The 18391-nt window shown below is 52.9% G+C and carries 16 protein-coding genes; 8 read left to right on the top strand and 8 right to left on the bottom strand.

Features of this window, described 5'->3' with window-relative positions; genetic code table 11:
- Positions 1-85: 85 nt before the first annotated feature.
- Both I6L53_RS22920 and mdtD read left to right on the top strand, forming a co-directional pair.
- Positions 86-805 (top strand): FadR/GntR family transcriptional regulator, encoded by a 720-nt coding sequence (locus I6L53_RS22920; protein WP_042323595.1) that lies wholly within the window; start codon positions 86-88, stop codon positions 803-805.
- Complete coding sequence (mdtD, locus tag I6L53_RS22915; protein WP_042323593.1) at positions 802-2229, top strand: multidrug transporter subunit MdtD; 1428 nt, start codon at positions 802-804, stop codon at positions 2227-2229. Before I6L53_RS22920 ends, mdtD begins: the two co-directional genes overlap by 4 nt.
- Here the strand turns inward: mdtD and rbsR are convergent.
- From rbsR to kup, 7 genes are all read right to left on the bottom strand, one after another.
- Complete coding sequence (gene rbsR, locus I6L53_RS22910; protein WP_084196639.1) at positions 2195-3193, bottom strand: ribose operon transcriptional repressor RbsR; 999 nt, start codon at positions 3191-3193, stop codon at positions 2195-2197. The genes mdtD and rbsR overlap by 35 nt on opposite strands.
- A 2-nt stretch (positions 3194-3195) precedes the next feature.
- Entirely contained in the window at positions 3196-4125 is a 930-nt protein-coding gene (gene rbsK, locus I6L53_RS22905) for a ribokinase (RefSeq protein ID WP_042323619.1), read from the bottom strand.
- Positions 4126-4236: 111 nt separating this feature from the next.
- On the bottom strand, positions 4237-5127 hold the full coding sequence (gene rbsB / locus I6L53_RS22900) for a ribose ABC transporter substrate-binding protein RbsB (protein WP_042323589.1): 891 nt from the start codon (positions 5125-5127) through the stop codon (positions 4237-4239).
- Between the two features lie 24 nt (positions 5128-5151).
- On the bottom strand, positions 5152-6117 hold the full coding sequence (gene rbsC, locus I6L53_RS22895) for a ribose ABC transporter permease (RefSeq protein ID WP_042323588.1): 966 nt from the start codon (positions 6115-6117) through the stop codon (positions 5152-5154).
- A 5-nt stretch (positions 6118-6122) separates the two neighbouring features.
- Positions 6123-7628, bottom strand: coding sequence for a ribose ABC transporter ATP-binding protein RbsA (rbsA, locus tag I6L53_RS22890; RefSeq protein ID WP_042323586.1), 1506 nt, complete (start codon positions 7626-7628; stop codon positions 6123-6125).
- Between the two features lie 7 nt (positions 7629-7635).
- Positions 7636-8055, bottom strand: coding sequence for a D-ribose pyranase (gene rbsD, locus I6L53_RS22885; protein ID WP_042323583.1), 420 nt, complete (start codon positions 8053-8055; stop codon positions 7636-7638).
- 196 nt (positions 8056-8251) lie between these two features.
- Complete coding sequence (gene kup / locus I6L53_RS22880; RefSeq protein ID WP_042323582.1) at positions 8252-10120, bottom strand: low affinity potassium transporter Kup; 1869 nt, start codon at positions 10118-10120, stop codon at positions 8252-8254.
- 220 nt (positions 10121-10340) lie between these two features.
- Between kup and ravA the strand changes: the two genes are divergently transcribed.
- Together ravA and viaA are read left to right on the top strand one after the other, a co-directional pair.
- Positions 10341-11837 (top strand): ATPase RavA, encoded by a 1497-nt coding sequence (ravA, locus tag I6L53_RS22875; RefSeq protein ID WP_042323580.1) that lies wholly within the window; start codon positions 10341-10343, stop codon positions 11835-11837.
- A complete protein-coding gene (gene viaA, locus I6L53_RS22870; RefSeq protein ID WP_042323578.1) occupies positions 11831-13282 on the top strand; it encodes an ATPase RavA stimulator ViaA in 1452 nt (483 codons plus the stop codon). The genes ravA and viaA overlap by 7 nt, the downstream gene beginning before the upstream one ends.
- Before the next feature lie 6 nt (positions 13283-13288).
- On the opposite strand, the gene asnA is transcribed toward viaA, so the two are convergent.
- Entirely contained in the window at positions 13289-14281 is a 993-nt protein-coding gene (gene asnA / locus I6L53_RS22865; RefSeq protein WP_042323576.1) for an aspartate--ammonia ligase, read from the bottom strand.
- Between the two features lie 150 nt (positions 14282-14431).
- Here asnA and asnC point away from each other — a divergent pair, with 150 nt between their 5' ends.
- The 4 genes from asnC to rsmG all read left to right on the top strand — a co-directional run bounded on the left by asnC (position 14432) and on the right by rsmG (position 18378).
- Positions 14432-14890, top strand: a complete 459-nt coding sequence (asnC, locus tag I6L53_RS22860) for a transcriptional regulator AsnC (protein WP_042323573.1) — start codon at positions 14432-14434, stop codon at positions 14888-14890.
- An 88-nt stretch (positions 14891-14978) separates the two neighbouring features.
- Positions 14979-15422 carry an FMN-binding protein MioC gene (gene mioC, locus I6L53_RS22855; RefSeq protein ID WP_042323572.1) on the top strand — a complete coding sequence of 148 codons (444 nt, stop codon included), beginning with the start codon at positions 14979-14981 and terminating at the stop codon, positions 15420-15422.
- A 379-nt stretch (positions 15423-15801) separates the two neighbouring features.
- On the top strand, positions 15802-17691 hold the full coding sequence (gene mnmG / locus I6L53_RS22850) for a tRNA uridine-5-carboxymethylaminomethyl(34) synthesis enzyme MnmG (protein WP_042323570.1): 1890 nt from the start codon (positions 15802-15804) through the stop codon (positions 17689-17691).
- A gap of 63 nt (positions 17692-17754) precedes the next feature.
- Positions 17755-18378, top strand: a complete 624-nt coding sequence (gene rsmG / locus I6L53_RS22845; protein WP_042323567.1) for a 16S rRNA (guanine(527)-N(7))-methyltransferase RsmG — start codon at positions 17755-17757, stop codon at positions 18376-18378.
- Positions 18379-18391 lie beyond the last annotated feature (13 nt).

Below are 18391 nucleotides of genomic sequence, written 5' to 3'. Positions count from 1 at the left end.
ATAAGCGTTTTGCTGTTTTTGCAACCGCAATCACACTTCCTGATGGCATACTAATAAGTAAGAAAAAGATAAAGGACAAAGAGTAATGCCTTTAAGCGCACAACAGCTGGCTGCACAAAAAAACCTTTCCTATGTTCTCGCTGAGAAGCTAGCGCAACAGATCCTCAAAGGTGAATATGCCCCTGGTGCCATTCTCCCTGGAGAAATAGAACTGGGCGAACAGTTTGGTGTAAGCCGGACCGCCGTTCGGGAAGCAGTTAAAACATTAACCGCCAAAGGGATGGTATTACCGCGCCCTCGCATTGGCACCCGCGTGATGCCACAGGCAAACTGGAACTTTCTCGACCAGGAATTACTCACCTGGTGGATGACCGAAGAAAATTTTCAGCAGGTTATCGAGCACTTTCTGGTGATGCGTATCAGTCTGGAGCCTCAGGCGTGCTCGCTGGCAGCGACAATCGGTACTGCGGAGCAAAAAGCACATCTGAATACATTAATGGAAGAGATGGTCGCGTTGAAAAAGAACTTCAAGCGCGAACGCTGGATTGAAGTAGATATGGCCTGGCATGAGCATATTTACGAAATGAGCGCGAACCCGTTTTTAACCTCTTTTGCCTCATTGTTTCATTCTGTCTACCACACCTATTTTAATTCAATTACTTATAACACCGTTGTGAAGCTGGATTTGCACCAGGCAATTGTCGACGCCATTGCACAAAGCGACGGCGACGGCGCATTTAAGGCTTGTCAGGCTCTGTTGATAGCCCCGAATGAACGTCCTGAAAACGACCAGGATTGTGCATGACCAACAAAAAAGCACGCAGTATGGCTGGATTGCCGTGGATAGCGGCAATGGCCTTCTTCATGCAGGCACTGGACGCCACGATTCTTAATACCGCCTTACCCGCCATCGCGCAGAGCCTCAACCGCTCCCCCCTGGCAATGCAGTCCGCGATTATCAGTTACACCCTGACGGTTGCCATGCTGATCCCGGTGAGTGGATGGCTGGCCGATCGCTTCGGGACCCGACGCGTATTCATGGTCGCTGTAAGCTTATTTACGCTCGGCTCACTCGCCTGCGCACTTTCCAGTACGCTGCCGGAGCTGGTTATCTTTCGTGTGATTCAGGGGATTGGTGGCGCAATGATGATGCCAGTTGCACGCCTGGCATTATTAAGAGCCTATCCACGAAGTGAACTACTGCCGGTGCTGAACTTTGTGACGATGCCAGGACTGGTCGGTCCCATCCTGGGCCCGGTACTGGGGGGCGTTCTGGTTACCTGGGCCAGTTGGCACTGGATTTTCCTGATCAACATTCCGATAGGAATCACCGGCATTCTTTATGCGCGCAAATATATGCCAAACTTCACCACTCCGCGACGCAAATTTGATACGACTGGCTTCTTTCTTTTTGGCCTGAGCCTGGTCCTCTTTTCCAGCGGAATGGAGTTATTTGGTGAGAAAATTGTCGCCACCTGGATCGCGCTGACGATTATCCTGCTGAGCGTTGTGTTACTGCTGGCCTATGTACGTCACGCGCGACGCCACCCCACACCGTTGATTTCGCTGTCATTGTTTAAGACCCGCACTTTCTCTGTTGGTATTTCCGGTAACCTTGCTACCCGTCTGGGGACGGGATGCGTGCCGTTCCTGATGCCGCTGATGTTACAGGTAGGATTTGGTTTCCCGGCACTGATTGCCGGTTGCATGATGGCTCCCACCGCGCTGGGCTCAATACTGGCAAAATCGATGGTGACGCAGGTACTGCGCCGGCTGGGTTATCGAACCACACTGGTGGGCATCACTGTCTTTATCGGACTGATGATCGCGCAATTCTCGCTGCAAACCCCTGCCATGCCCGTCTGGCTGTTGATTCTACCGTTGTTCATTCTGGGGATGGCGATGTCGACGCAATTCACTGCGATGAACACCATCACGCTGGCCGATCTGACCGATGACAACGCCAGTAGCGGCAACAGCGTGCTGGCCGTTACGCAACAGTTATCCATCAGTTTAGGGGTAGCAATCAGTGCGGCAGTGTTACGCATCTACGAAGGGATGGAGGGAACCAATACGGTCGAACAGTTCCACTACACCTTTATTACGATGGGCGCGATTACTGTTGTGTCAGCACTAATGTTTATGTTGCTGAGAGCCAAAGATGGCCGCAACCTGATCAAAGAGCGACACAAGCCTACACCGAGCCCCGCACCATCAGAACAGGAGTAAGCTGCAGACGCTGCTGTTGTAGGGCAGGTTGTGCCATCCGGTGAATCAACACATCGATGGCCAACTCACCCAGTTCATCCTTCGGTTGATGAATGGTAGTAAGCGGTGGCGTCATGTAACGCGCCAGTTCTATATCATCGTAGCCAATCACCGCCATGTCCTGCGGAATTCGCAATCCGGCCTGATACAACGCCTGATAAGCGCCTACCGCCATCGCATCGTTACCGGCGAAAACAGCATGGGGACGAGGCTGATGAGAAAGCAGCGTCTGCATGGCCTCAAACCCACCGCCAAATTCAAAATCACCGGTAATTTCGTAACCGTCCGGAATATCCAGCCCGGCGCGTTTCATCGCTGCGCGATATCCTTCCAGACGCAATCGTGCCGGGGTTTTATCAAGCGGCCCGGTAATACAAGCGATGCGGGTAAAGCCTTTATCAATCAAATGTTGAGTGGCCAGGTCACCGCCGAGTAACGAGTTATCCTGAATAAGATCGCTATCCCCTTCACCATCAAAAGGAGACCAGTCCATCATGACCGTAGGGATAGAGGGGTAGCGCTGCATGATTTCACGCGACGGCTGGTGTGTTTCGGTACAGAGCAACAGTAACCCGTCCACCCGCTTTTGCATCAGGGTTTCCAGATTACGGTTCATGCGCTGCTCATCGCCTTCGGTATTGCATAACACCAGACTATAGCCGCGCTCAAAGCAGCTGCGCTCAACACCCCGCACCAGTTCGGAGTAAAAAGGGTTGGTACTCGCCGTGATCAGCATGCCGATGGTACGCGTCTGATTCAGCTTCAGACTGCGTGCCAGCGCAGAAGGGGCGTAATTTAACGACTTGATCGCTGCATCGACTTTTTCAGTTATCGCTTCACTGACAAAGCGATCCTTATTAATGACGTGCGAAACGGTAGAAGTGGAAACGCCCGCCAGGCGGGCAACATCCTTCATGGTAGCCAAGCTTACCTCTGCTGACCTAAAAACGCCTCAATTTCATCACGCCACGGCACGGAAGGCTGTGCTCCTTTACGGGTTACTGCAATCGCCGCTGCGGCATGGGCAAAGCGAATCGCGTCAGACAGCGGCTTTTCTTCCAGCAGAGCGGTGATCAGCGCGCCGTTGAAAGTATCGCCCGCAGCGATGGTATCAACAGCGTCAACTTTAAATCCAGGAATCCGGCTGCCTTCGCCATTCACACTGGCCCAGACACCCCAGCTTCCTAAGGTAATCAGTACGGTATGAATGCCTTTCGCATGCAGCACCTGGGATGCTTTCGCGGCGTCTTCATCGTTTTCGACACGGATCCCCGTCAGCTTTTCCGCTTCAGTTTCGTTCGGGGTGATGATATCCACCAGCGCCAGCAGCTCGTCGGATAACTCACGCGCAGGAGCCGGATTCAGCACCACAGCCGTGTTGTTTTGCTTTGCAATTTTCGCTGCTGCCAGCACGCTTTCAATCGGCGATTCCAGTTGCATTAACAATGCGGATGCCTGAGCAATGCGCTCACGCTGTGCCTCGACTAACGCAGGGGAAAGCGCCGCATTAGCGCCTGCATGGATACCAATAACGTTTTCACCGTCGCCATTCACAAAAATCAGCGCCACGCCGGTGGAATCCCCACTAATGACGCTCACAGGATCGACATCAATGTTGTCACTAACAAGCTGTTTGCGGATGTTGCTTCCGATATCGTCATCGCCCGTGCAGGCAATGAACGCAATATTCGCCCCACTACGACCCGCAGCCACCGCCTGATTCGCCCCTTTGCCGCCAAAAGCCACCTGATAGTGGTTTCCGGTGACCGTTTCACCTGGCGCCGGGAATGTTTTAAGGTTCAGGATATGGTCGGCATTAATACTGCCAAGAACGACAAGATTGCCTGCGGTTTTCATGTTCGGGGTGTCCATCTGAGATCGCCACCGGTATTACCCGGTGGCGTATGCCACACTTACTTTTCTTTATATTTAGTCCCTCAGGCGGCACGCGGTCGCCTGAATCGCCAGTTACTGCTTGATGACCAGCTTCAGGTCAACAGGGTACTTGGCCTGAACTTTCTCGCCTTTCAGTACCTTATCTGCCGTCTCAACGCCTTTCGCGCCGATCTGGTCCGGTAACTGTGCGATAGTCGCAGCCAGTTTGCCATCATTTACCGCTTTTTCGCCATCAGGCGTACCGTCAAATCCGACCACCATCACATCAGATTTACCTGCGGTTTGCAGAGCACGCAACGCACCCAGCGCCATTTCATCGTTCTGTGCAAAGACAGCCTGCACATCCGGATGCGCAGTCAGCAGGTTCTGCATCACGTTCAGACCTTTAGTACGGTCAAAGTCTGCCGGCTGGCTGGCCAGAACGTTAAATTTATGAGCCGCAACGGCCTGCTGGAAACCTTCACCACGTTCACGCGCCGCGGAAGTTCCGGCAATACCTTGCAGTTCAATGACTTTTGCGCCTTCACCCGCTTTTTTCGCGATGTAATCACCCGCGATTTTTCCACCCAGAACGTTATCAGATGCGATGTGGCTGACGACCTCGCCTTTGGTTGCCTGGCGGTCAAGGGTGATGACCGGGATATTCGCCTGGTTCGCCATCTTCACCGCGTTACCCACCGCGTCAGAATCCGTCGGGTTGATCAGCAGAATTTTGGTACCACGTACGGTTAAATCCTGAACGTTCGCCAACTCTTTCGCCGGGTTGTTCTGGGAGTCCAGTACCACCAGGTTGTAACCCAGCTTATCTGCTTCTTTCTGCGCCCCATCTTTCAGCGAGACGAAGAACGGGTTGTTAAGCGTGGAGACCACCAGCGCAATGGTATCTTTCGCCATTGCGTTCGCGCTCACGGTGGCGCTTAGCGCAACAGCAGAAACCAGGGTAGCCAGTTTTTTCATGTTCATATTTAAGATGTCCTGTAGTCGTTGTTACTGCTTTTTGTTGTCTACCAGTACCGCCAGCAAAATCACCACCGCTTTGACGATCATCTGGTAATAGGAGGAAACACCTAACAAATTCAAACCATTATTGAGGAAACCCAGAATTAATGCGCCGATCAAGGTCCCAACAATACGCCCTTTGCCGCCCGCCAGACTGGTTCCGCCCAGCACAACGGCTGCGATAGCATCCAGCTCATAGCCCGTACCGGCTGTCGGTTGGGCTGAAGAAAGGCGCGCCACTTCAATGATGCCCGCCAGCGACGCCAACAGCCCACACAGTGAATAGACGATAATCTTGATTTTACTGACGCTGATACCGGACAGACGCGTTGCCGCTTCGTTACCGCCCAGCGCATAGATATAGCGACCCAGACGAGTGTGGTGCAACATGTACCATGCCGCCAGGAAAACAATCCCCATGATCCAGACCGGCGTCGGCACGCCCAGCGGACGACCGATACCGAACCAACCAAACAGATCGGCATTATCGGTAAAGCCCGTGTTAACCGGACTCCCATTGGTGTACACCATCGTCACACCACGCAGCAGCAGCATCATGACCAGCGTGGCAATAAACGCCTGTACACGGCCTTTCGCCACAATCACGCCCGTAACAGCGCCTACAGCGGCACCTAATGCCAGGGCTGCTGCAACGGCCACCAGCGCGTTAACTTCAACCCCTACAATTGAAGCCGCAACCGCGCCGGTGAGCGCCAGCAGGGAACCGACTGACAGATCGATACCCGACGTCAGGATCACCAGCGTCATCCCCACCGCCATAATGGCGTTTACGGATGTCTGCTGAAGAATATTGAACAGGTTATTGACGGTAAAAAAGTTAGGGCTCAACGTTGAGACAATCGCGATCAGCACCAGCAGGGCGATGAGAGACTTTTGTTCCATCAACCACGCTTTGGTGAAATAACGGCGACCAGAAACAGCCTGGGTAGTCATTTTTTTTACTCCTGATTCACGCGATTAAGCTTGCCCACAGCGGCAGCCATCAGAACTTCCTGGGTGGCCTGCTCGCGAGTGAATTCACCGCCGAGATGCCCTTCATGCATGACGATAATGCGATCGCTCATGCCTAATACTTCTGGCATCTCAGAGGAGACCAGAATGATGCTCAGGCCGTCGGCCTTAAACTGGTTAATTAACTGATAAATTTCTTTCTTAGCCCCGACATCCACGCCGCGGGTCGGCTCATCAAGGATCAGTACCTTAGGACGGGTCATCAGCCCACGGGCAATTGCCACTTTCTGCTGGTTCCCCCCGGACAGCAAACCGATCGCTTGTTCCATCGACGGCGTTTTCACGTTGAACAGGCGAATAAAATCGCTCACCGCCTGCTGCTCATCCTTATGCTTCAGACTGCCGCCGCTGCGGCTGAAATAGCGTAGCGCGGTCAGAGACATATTCTCCTTCACCGACATACCGAGTACTAAACCATCGCGCTTACGGTCTTCAGAAATATAGACGATGCCGTTTGCCAGTCCGTCCTGCGGGGAACGCGCAACCACTTCATGTCCATCGAGCGTGACATATCCACTGGTACGCGGCAGTGCGCCATACAGCACTTTCATCAGTTCGGTACGTCCAGCGCCCATCAGGCCAGAGATACCTAAGATTTCGCCTTTACGCAGGGTAAACGAGACATCATTCACGCCTGGCCCACACAGGTTATCGACCTTCAGGCGGATTTCACCTGGGGCTTTATCCAGACGCGGATACTGTTCTTCGAGCTTACGACCCACCATCATTTCAATCAGCGAATCTTCGGTCAGCGAAGCCACTTCACGTTCGGCAATAAACTGTCCGTCACGGAAAACGGTCACATCATCGCAAATCTCGAAGATCTCTTTCATTCGGTGAGAAATATAGACAATACCGCGACCCTGAGACTTCAGTTCGCGAATCACGCGGAACAGGGATTCGGTTTCGGTATCGGTGAGCGCATCCGTTGGTTCATCCATAATGATGACTTTCGACTCAAAGCTCAGCACTTTGGCAATTTCGACCATCTGCTGGTCGCCAATCGACAATTCACCGACCAGGCGGTCGCTCTTAAAGCGCAGGTTGAGTTTGGCCAACAGGAGGTCCGCTTCGGCATACATCTTCTTCCAGTCGATTTTGCCAAAGCGGTTAACGAATTCACGCCCGAGGAAAATATTCTCCGCAATAGTGAGTTGCGGGATCAGGTTAAGCTCCTGATGGATGATGCCGATCCCCGCTTCCTGGGATGATTTAGGACCGTTAAAGGTAGTTTCTTTCCCCAGCCACAACAATGAACCGGCATCGCGGGTATAGATACCCGTCAGCACTTTCATCATGGTGGATTTGCCGGCACCGTTTTCCCCCACCAGCGCCATCACGCGACCGGGGTAAACATTGAGTGCGGCGCCGGATAGCGCTTTCACGCCGGGGAACGCTTTATCGATCCCTTTGAGTTGCAGTAATGCGTCCATGATGGCCTCAGAAAGTGACGCCAGCACAGAGAATGATATTCGCATACGGGGAACATTCCCCGCTGCGAATTACCGCCTGACTGTCTGCGGTTTGTTTTTTGAATTGTTCATGCGTGGTGTAACGAATTTCTATGGTATTTCCCTGGTGTTGTTGCAGTTGCTCAATGTGGCTGAGCAACGTTTCGTGGAGTTGCGGATTATGTTGTTTAATTTCCGTCGCAAGAATGGCCGATTCAACCTGCATTTCACGGGTCACCACATCCAGTACCTGCATAAAAGAAGGTACACCCTGGGTTAATGCCATATCGATACGCGTGGTACTGCCCGGGATGGGTAAACCTGCATCACACACCACCAGCGTATCGGTATGCCCCAGACGGGAGATAACCGACGAAATCTCTGAATTGAGTACTGTGCCTTTCTTCATTTTTTTACTCCACTAGCGAAACGTTTCGCTGGTATTCAGTGTAGTCTGAGATGTGAGCAAATAACCATCATGACGTAACAGATTTGTGATCGCCGTCGAAACGTTTCGCTAAGTGAAATAATGAAGGGGGAAAGGCAGGGGGCGTTGGAATGAAAAATGCCGGGCAGACGTTACGCCACCCGGCATGACGAGCACGCTAAATCTCGACCTGTGTCCCCAGTTCAATCACGCGGTTAGGCGGGATTTCAAACTGATCGGGCGCGCGCAGGGCGTTACGCTGGAGAAGAAGATACAGCTTGCCACGCAGACGTAAATACCAGGGGCGTTTGCCGACGATTAACGACTCGTGCGACATAAAGAACGACGTCTCCATCATCCGGCAGCTCAACCCTTCAAGACCGCAGCGGTGGAAGACCTCTTCAACATTCGGCGTTTCACGCCAGCCATAGCTGGCAACGACGCGCCAGAAAGTCGGCGACAACTGCTCAATCTGCACACGACGGACGTTATGCACATACGGCGCATCTTCAGTACGCAGCGTCAGCAAAATCACGCGCTCATGCAACACCTTGTTGTGCTTGAGGTTGTGCATCAGAGCAAAGGGGATCACATTCAGCGCGCGAGACATGTACACCGCAGTGCCCGGCACGCGTACCGGCGGGGATTTCTCCAGCGAGGCGATCATCGCTTCCAGAGAGTTACCGTGTTCGTGCATACGGCGCAGCAGACGGAAACGTTCGCTCTTCCATGTGGTCATGATGGTGAACATCACCAGGCCCAGCGACAGCGGCAGCCAACCACCGGACAACAGTTTGTCGAGGTTTGCCGAGAACAGCGGAATATCGATACACAGGAACGCGATAAGGATCAGCGCCACGAAGTACTTATTCCAGTGCCAGTTTTTACGCGCCACAGTAGTCGAGAGAATAGAGGTCAGTACCATCGTTCCGGTCACAGCTATCCCGTATGCTGCCGCAAGGTTACTGGAGTGCTCGAAACTGACAATCACGATGACCACCGCGATATAGAGCATCCAGTTGACGAACGGAATATAGATCTGACCGGATTCCATTTCTGACGTATGAATGATGCGCATGGGCGACAGATAGCCCAGACGAACCGCCTGACGCGTCAGCGAAAAGACGCCAGAAATCACCGCCTGTGAGGCAATCACCGTCGCCAGCGCCGCGATGATCAGCAGTGGAATCAGGGCCCATTCCGGCGCAAGCAGGAAGAACGGGTTTTTAATCGCTTCCGGGTGCTTTAACAACAGTGCGCCCTGACCAAAGTAATTGAGTACCAGTGATGGCAGTACCACCGTAAACCACGCCAGGCGAATAGGGAACTTACCAAAATGCCCCATATCGGCATACAGCGCTTCGACGCCAGTAATCGACAGTACCACTGCGCCAAGCGCAATAAAGGAGACGGTTTTATATTCAAGGAAGAAATGCACCGCCCACATTGGGTTCAACGCCTGCAGCACTTCGGGGTTGGCAATAATACTGCGCAGACCAAGTACGGCGAGAATCAAAAACCAGGCCAGCATAATGGGCGCAAACAGCTTCCCTACCATCCCGGTACCGTGCTTCTGAATCATAAACAGCAGCGTAAGAACGATAATCGACAGCGGGACAATCCAGGTATCCAGTTGTGGCGCGATGATCTCCAGACCTTCAATAGCCGACATCACCGAGATGGCCGGGGTGATCACCACCTCGCCATAGAAGAAGCTGCCACCAATTAAGCCCATGATGACCAGCGTAGAGGTCATTCGCGCAGAGGTATTACGCCCCGCCAGTGACATCAGCGTCAGGATCCCCCCTTCACCAGCGTTATCTGCACGCATGACGAAAGTCAGATACTTAATAGAAACAACAAAGATGAGTAGCCAGAAAATCAGCGACAAAAAACCAAAAACGGCATCACGTTCAACGCCAAAACCAAACTGACCGGACAAACATTCACGAAGTGTATAAAGTGGGCTGGTACCAATATCACCGTAGACAACCCCAATGGCTGCGAGGGTTACCGCAGACAATGATTGCTTATTATCAGTGCTCATAGACTAGTCTTTCATATATAAAGAAATGTGTGCGTAGTCCCTTGGCCCACAAAAAGCGCACAGTATGCACGATTCAAAGCAAAATCGTACCCCTAAATGAGCCCAGATTAACCTGGCTCAAAGAAAAATAAACTGCCTCCTGGACAAGTTCAGCCTCTGAGCTGAAACGGCTATACTCGCTGTTAACGCAGTACATTTAATGAAAGGACGCCACTCTATTATGGCTCACCCACATTTATTAGCGGAAAGAATTTCCCGCCTGAGCAATGCGCTGGAAAAAGGTCTCTATGAGCGCAGTCACGCCATTCGGCTTTGCTTGCTGGCCGCCCTGAGCGGTGAAAGTGTTTTCTTGCTAGGCCCTCCGGGGATAGCCAAAAGCTTGATTGCCCGCCGGCTGAAATTTGCCTTTCAGAATGCGCACGCGTTTGAATATCTGATGACGCGTTTCTCCACGCCGGAAGAGGTTTTTGGCCCGCTTTCTATTCAGGCGCTTAAAGATGAAGGTCGTTACGAACGCTTAACCGCGGGTTACCTTCCCGAAGCGGAAATCGTCTTTCTCGATGAGATCTGGAAAGCCGGTCCGGCCATCCTCAATACCCTGCTGACTGCGATTAACGAACGTCATTTCCGTAACGGCGCACACGAAGAAAAAATCCCCATGCGCCTGCTGGTGGCCGCCTCCAACGAACTGCCGGAAGCAGACAGCAGCCTGGAAGCACTGTACGACCGTATGCTGATCCGCCTGTGGCTGGACAAAGTACAGGATAAAGCCAACTTTCGCTCCCTGCTGATCGGCCAACAGGATGAAAGCGAAAACCCGGTCCCCGCCTCGCTACAGGTGAGCGATGAAGAGTATTACCGGTGGCAGAAAGACATTGGCGCCATTACGCTGCCTGATCATGTTTTTGAGCTGATTTTTACACTGCGCCAGCAACTGGATAATCTGCCGAATGCGCCCTACGTTTCAGATCGTCGCTGGAAAAAAGCCATTCGTCTGTTACAGGCCAGCGCCTTCTTCAGCGGGCGCGACGCCGTCGCCCCTATTGATCTCATCCTGCTGAAGGATTGCCTGTGGTATGACGCCCAGAGCCTGAATCTGATGCAGCAACAGCTCGAAATATTGATGACCGGGCACGCCTGGCAACAGCAGACCATGCTGACGCGTCTCGGCGGTATCGTGCAACGACGCATTCAGTTGCAGCAGCAGCAAAGCGATAAAACCGCTTTTACCGTGCTGCGTCAGGGAGGCATGTTCAGCCGCCGTCCACATTACGATTTGCCTGCCGAGGTTACTGCAGCAAACCTGACGCTGCTTCTGCAAAAACCATTGAAATTACACGACATGGAAGTGCTCCACATCACTTTTGATCGCAGTGCGCTGGAGCAATGGCTGGCGAAAGGAGGCGAGATCCGCGGAAAACTCAATGGGATAGGCTTTGCCCAGACGCTGAATATGGAAGTCGATAGCGCCCAGCATCTGGTGGTGCGTGATGTCAGCTTACAGGGCACGCGGCTGGCGCTTCCGGGTTCATCAGAAGAGGCCATGCCAGGCGAGATAAAACAACAACTGGAAGCGTTGGAAAACGACTGGCGTCAGCAGCATACCCGCTTTAGCGAACAGCAAAAGTGCTTGTTTATTCATAGCGACTGGTTAGGTCGTATTGAGGCCAGCCTTCAGGACGTGGGTGAGCAGATCCGTCAGGCGCAACAATGCTGACACTGGATACACTCAATGTCATGTTAGCCGTCAGTGAAGAGGGGATGATCGAAGAGATGATCCTCGCGCTGTTGGCCTCGCCGCAGCTGGCGATTTTTTTTGAAAAATTTCCCCGTCTGAAAGCAGCAATTACAGACGATCTACCGCGCTGGCGTGAAGCGCTACGCAGTCGGCTGAAGGATGCGCGCGTACCGCCGGAGCTAACAGAAGAGGTGATGTGCTATCAGCAAAGCCAGCTCCTCTCCACCCCGCAGTTCATCGTCCAGCTACCGCAAATACTGACACTATTGCACCGACTGCACTCACCGTATGCCGGACAGGCGCAGCAACTGGTGGACAGCAACGCGATATTCACTCCCGCCCTGCACACGCTCTTTTTGCAGCGCTGGCGCTTAAGTCTGGTGGTGCAAGCCACCACGCTAAATCAACAGTTGCTTGAAGAGGAACGTGAGCAGTTGCTCAGTGAAGTTCAGGAGCGAATGACCCTGAGCGGTCAACTGGATCCGGTACTGGCGGAAAACGAAACCGCCGCAGGTCGGCTGTGGGATATGAGCGCAGGCCAGCTCAGACGCGGTGATTATCAGTTGATCGTGAAATATGGTGATTTTCTGAGCGAACAGCCGGAGCTGATGCGACTGGCTGAACAACTGGGACGTTCCAGAGAAGCCAAATCCGTTCCGCGAAAAGATGCGCCGATGGAGACCTTCCGCACGCTGGTGCGTGAGCCCGCAACGGTACCCGAACAGGTTGATGGTATTCAGCAGAGCGACGATATTCTGCGTCTGTTACCGCCGGAACTGGCCACGCTCGGTATCACGGAACTGGAGTATGAGTTCTACCGGCGGCTGGTGGAAAAACAGCTGCTCACTTATCGTCTGCACGGTGAAGCCTGGCGCGAGAAGATAACCGAGCGGCCGGTGATTCATCAGGATTTCGACGAACAACCGCGCGGACCGTTCATTGTGTGTGTAGATACCTCCGGTTCGATGGGCGGCTTTAATGAACAGTGCGCAAAGGCCTTTTGCCTGGCCCTAATGCGTATCGCCCTTGCCGATAACCGGCGCTGCTTCATTATGCTGTTTTCCACGGAAGTGGTGCGCTACGAGCTTTCCGGTCCGCAAGGTATTGAGCAAGCCATCCGCTTTCTGAGCCAACGATTTCGCGGCGGTACGGATATCGCCAGCTGCTTTCGCGCCATTATTGAACGCATGCAGGGACGGGAGTGGTTTGATGCCGATGCGGTGGTGATTTCAGACTTTATCGCCCAGCGCTTGCCTGACGAGGTGGTGAGTAAAGTAGGAGAGTTACAGCGTGTTCATCAGCATCGCTTTCACGCGGTGGCGATGTCAGCACATGGCAAACCCGGCATCATGCGCATTTTCGATCATATCTGGCGCTTTGATACCGGGATGCGAAGCCGCCTGCTCAGACGCTGGCGGCGATAAATAAGATTACAGCAGAGAGGCGACGCTTTCACGAACCTGCGCAGGCCATACGCCGCACTGGACCTGACCAATGTGCGGCAGTTGCAGCAGCAGCATGGTTAAACGCGACTGACCAATACCACCGCCGATAGTCTGTGGCATTTCACCGCGCAGCAGCGCCTGGTGCCATTCCAGACTCAGGCGATCTTCATCACCGGTAAGCCGAAGCTGATGTTTCAACGCGTCGGCATCGACACGAATCCCCATGGAAGAAAGTTCAAACGCATCTTCCAGCACCGGGTTCCAGACAAGGATATCGCCGTTCAGACCGGCATATCCCAGATCGGATGCGGAGCTCCAGTCATCATAATCCGGCGCACGGACGTCATGGCGGTGACCGTCGCTGAGCTTGCCGCCGATCCCCACCAGGAAGACCGCACCTAACTCTTTAGCGATCGCACGTTCACGACCTTTTGCATCAAGACCCGGATAACGGCTCAGTAATTCCTGGCTGTGAACAAAGTGGATCTGCTCTGGCAGGAACGGTGCCAGACCAAATTCTTTGCTTACTGCCGCTTCGGTCGCTTTAATTCCCGCCCAGATAGCCTCTACCGTGCTTTTCAGAGTGGAGAACTGACGCTCACCGTCGCCCATCACACGTTCCCAGTCCCACTGATCGACATAGACCGAGTGGAGCGGAGAGAGGCGATCTTCATCCGGGCGCAGGGCTTTCATGTGCGTGTACAGCCCTTCGCCTGCGCTGAAGTCGTGTTGTCCCAGTGTTTGACGTTTCCATTTTGCCAGTGAATGCACCACTTCGAACTGGGCATCTGGCAGCGCTTTCACTTTTACCTGCACCGCTTTTTCACAGCCAGACAAGTTATCTTGCGTGCCATCCCCTACACGGCTGAGGATCGGTGCCTGGACTTCAATCAGACCCAGACGCTCCTCCAGTTGACGAGAGAAGTGAGATTTCACGAAGCTAATTTGGCGTTGTTTGGCAATGTAAGCGGTTTTCATTTTTTTACTCCTGCGTCCTGTTGCCTATGATTAAGCAACAGAATGGGGGCAATATTCAATAATCAACAAACAAAAAGCCTTATTCGATTTTGATTCGTTAAAATAAGGCGCTAAAATAGAGTGAATCATTAATAGACATAAGAAAAAGCTATGGAAAATTATCAGATCGACAATCTGGACCGCGGCATTCTGGATGCCTTAATGGAAAATGCTCGTACCGCCTATGCCGAACTGGCGAAACAGTTTGGCGTCAGTCCAGGGACTATTCACGTCCGTGTAGAAAAAATGAAGCAGGCGGGGATCATTACCGGCGCTCGTATTGATGTCAGCCCGAAACAACTCGGTTACGACGTCGGTTGTTTTATCGGCATTATTCTCAAAAGCGCCAAAGACTATCCTTCAGCGTTGGCCAGGCTTGAGAGTCTGGATGAAGTCACTGAGGCATACTACACCACCGGCCACTACAGCATCTTTATTAAGGTCATGTGCAGGTCGATCGATGCACTCCAGCACGTACTTATCAACAAGATCCAAACAATTGATGAAATTCAGTCCACCGAGACGCTGATCGTCCTGCAAAACCCGATCATGCGTACCATTAAGCCGTGATCGCCTTTTTTAATCCCACATTTTTCCACAGGTAGATCCCAGCTCACTCACAGCGTACAATAGCCCCTCTTTAAAAGGATGGGCTCGTATGGCTGACATAACTCTTATTAGCGGCAGCACCCTTGGCGGCGCTGAATATGTTGCAGAACACCTGGCTGAAAAGCTGGAAGATGCCGGTTTTTCAACCGAAACACTGCACGGTCCGCTGTTAGACTCCCTGTCTGCGACGGGGATCTGGCTGGTCATCAGCTCCACGCACGGCGCGGGGGACATTCCCGATAACCTTGTTCCTTTATATGAAGATCTTCAGTCGCAAAAACCGGATCTGTCGCAGGTTCGTTTCGGCGCGATCGGTATTGGCAGTCGCGAATATGACACATTCTGTGGTGCAATAGAGAAGATCGAAGCTGAACTGAAGCATTCTGGTGCCAAACAGATTGGCGAAACGCTGAAGATCAACATCCTTGAACACGATATTCCGGAAGATCCAGCAGAAGCCTGGCTGGGATCCTGGATTAATTTACTCAAATAAGTGTAAAGATCGTGCGATTTATTGTGTATAACTCTGGTAAGAACCTTGGATTAACCGGTAGTTATCCAAAGAATAACCGTTGTTCAGTTTTTGAGTTGTGTATAACCCTTCATTCTGATCCCAGCTTATACGGACCAGGATCACCGATCATTCACAGCTAATGATCCTTACCAACGTATTGATCTTAATGCTCGGATCCGGCTTATCCACAGCCAGTGGCGATCCTAATAAGAGATCACAATAGAACAGATCTCTAAATAAAAAGATCTTCTTTTTAATACCCAGGATCCCGGGGTCTTTCTCAAGCCGACAAAGTTGAGTAGAATCCACCGCCCGGGCTTCAATCCATTTTCACACCGCGTTATGCGAGGCAATTACCATGTTTTATCCGGATCCTTTTGACGTCATCATCATTGGCGGGGGTCATGCAGGCACTGAGGCCGCGATGGCCGCAGCGCGTATGGGTCAACAAACCCTGCTTTTGACACACAATATCGACACGTTGGGGCAGATGAGCTGCAACCCGGCGATTGGCGGTATTGGGAAGGGACACCTGGTAAAAGAAGTGGATGCACTCGGCGGGCTGATGGCGAAAGCGATCGACCAAGCGGGAATCCAGTTTAGGATACTAAACGCGAGCAAAGGGCCTGCGGTTCGCGCCACCCGTGCTCAGGCGGATCGTGTGCTGTATCGTCAGGCGGTGCGTACCGCACTGGAGAACCAACCGAACCTGATGATCTTCCAGCAGGCAGTTGAAGATCTGATTGTTGAAAACGATCGTGTCGTTGGCGCCGTGACCCAAATGGGACTGAAATTTCGCGCCAAAGCCGTGGTGCTGACCGTCGGGACATTCCTTGACGGAAAAATTCATATTGGTCTGGATAACTACAGCGGTGGCCGTGCTGGCGATCCGCCGTCGATTCCGCTCTCTCGCCGCCTGCGCGAACTGCCGCTGCGTGTAAGCCGTCTGAAAACCGGTACGCCGCCACGCATCGATGCACGCACGATTAATTTCAGCGTGCTGGCGCAGCAACATGGCGATAACCCAATGCCGGTCTTCTCGTTCATGGGCAATACCGCCCAGCATCCACAGCAGGTGCCGTGCTATATCACGCACACCAATGAGAAAACCCATGATGTGATCCGCAATAACCTCGATCGTAGCCCGATGTATGCTGGCGTGATCGAAGGGATCGGTCCGCGTTATTGCCCATCGATCGAAGACAAAGTCATGCGCTTTGCCGACAGGAACCAGCACCAAATCTTCCTGGAGCCGGAAGGATTAACCTCAAACGAAATTTACCCGAACGGGATCTCCACCAGCCTGCCTTTTGACGTGCAGATGCAGATTGTCCGCTCCATGGAAGGGATGGAGAACGCGAAAATCGTTCGTCCGGGTTATGCCATTGAGTATGACTTCTTCGATCCGCGTGACCTGAAGCCAACGCTCGAGAGCAAATTCATTCAGGGCCTGTTCTTTGCCGGACAAATTAACGGCACCACAGGCTATGAAGAAGCCGCCGCGCAGGGTCTGCTTGCAGGGCTCAACGCCGCGCGTCTGTCCGCAGACAAAGAGGGCTGGGCTCCGGCACGTTCTCAGGCGTATCTCGGCGTACTGGTCGACGACCTGTGCACGCTGGGGACCAAAGAACCGTACCGTATGTTCACCTCGCGCGCCGAATACCGTCTGATGCTGCGTGAAGACAACGCCGATCTGCGTCTGACCGAAATGGGCCGTGAACTGGGTCTGGTAGATGATGTGCGTTGGGCTCGCTTCAACGAAAAGCTGGAGAATATCGAACGTGAACGTCAGCGCCTGAAATCCACCTGGGTGACGCCTGCTGCGGAATCGGCCAACGAAGTGAACGCTCACCTTACTGCACCGCTGTCTCGCGAAGCCAGTGGTGAAGATCTGCTGCGTCGCCCGGAAATGACTTATGCACAGCTCACGACCCTGACCCCGTTTGCTCCCGCACTGGAAGACGTGCAGGCCGCTGAGCAGGTTGAAATCCAGGTGAAATACGAAGGTTATATCGCGCGTCAGCAGGATGAGATCGAAAAACAGCAGCGCAATGAAAACACGCTGCTGCCTGCGACACTGGATTACCGCCAGGTGTCCGGCCTGTCAAACGAAGTGATTGCCAAGCTGAACGATCACAAACCGGTTTCGATCGGTCAGGCATCGCGTATCTCCGGCGTAACGCCTGCAGCGATCTCCATTCTGCTGGTGTGGCTGAAAAAACAGGGTATGCTGCGCCGCAGCGCTTAATGTGTTGGACATTGCCCGGTGGCGCGTTGCTTCCGGGCAAATTATTTAGAACAGGTTATTACCGTGCTCAACAAACTCTCTCGCCTGCTGGCAGACGCTGGCATTTCGCTTACCGATCACCAGAAAAATCAGTTGATTGCGTATGTTGAGATGCTGCACAAATGGAACAAAGCGTACAACCTGACCTCTGTGCGGGATCCCAACGAGATGCTGGTTCGTCACATTCTCGACAGCATTATCGTTGCGCCGCATTTGCAGGGGGAGCGTTTTATTGATGTCGGTACCGGGCCTGGATTACCAGGAATACCGTTGTCCATTGTGCGTCCGCAAGCGCATTTCACCCTGCTCGATAGCCTCGGTAAACGCGTGCGTTTCCTGCGTCAGGTTCAGCATGAGCTGAAACTGGATAACATCACGCCGGTGCAAAGTCGTGTGGAAAAATTTCCCGCTGAACCGCCGTTTGACGGCGTGATCAGTCGGGCGTTCGCCTCTCTCAATGACATGGTGAGCTGGTGTCATCACCTGCCGGGCGAAGAAGGCCGTTTTTATGCCCTGAAAGGCCAGTTGCCGGAAGACGAGATTGCGTCTTTACCCGCAGCGTTTTGCGTTGAATCTGTTGTCAGACTGCAGGTCCCGCATCTGGAAGGTGAACGCCATCTGGTGGTGATTCGACCCAACAAAATTTAATATTTATCAAAAA

Origin of the sequence: Citrobacter farmeri (assembly GCF_019048065.1) — a bacterium.
GTDB lineage: Bacteria > Pseudomonadota > Gammaproteobacteria > Enterobacterales > Enterobacteriaceae > Citrobacter_A > Citrobacter_A farmeri.
Note: the sequence above shows the minus strand (reverse complement) of the source record. Positions and strands in the feature narration are given on the sequence as shown.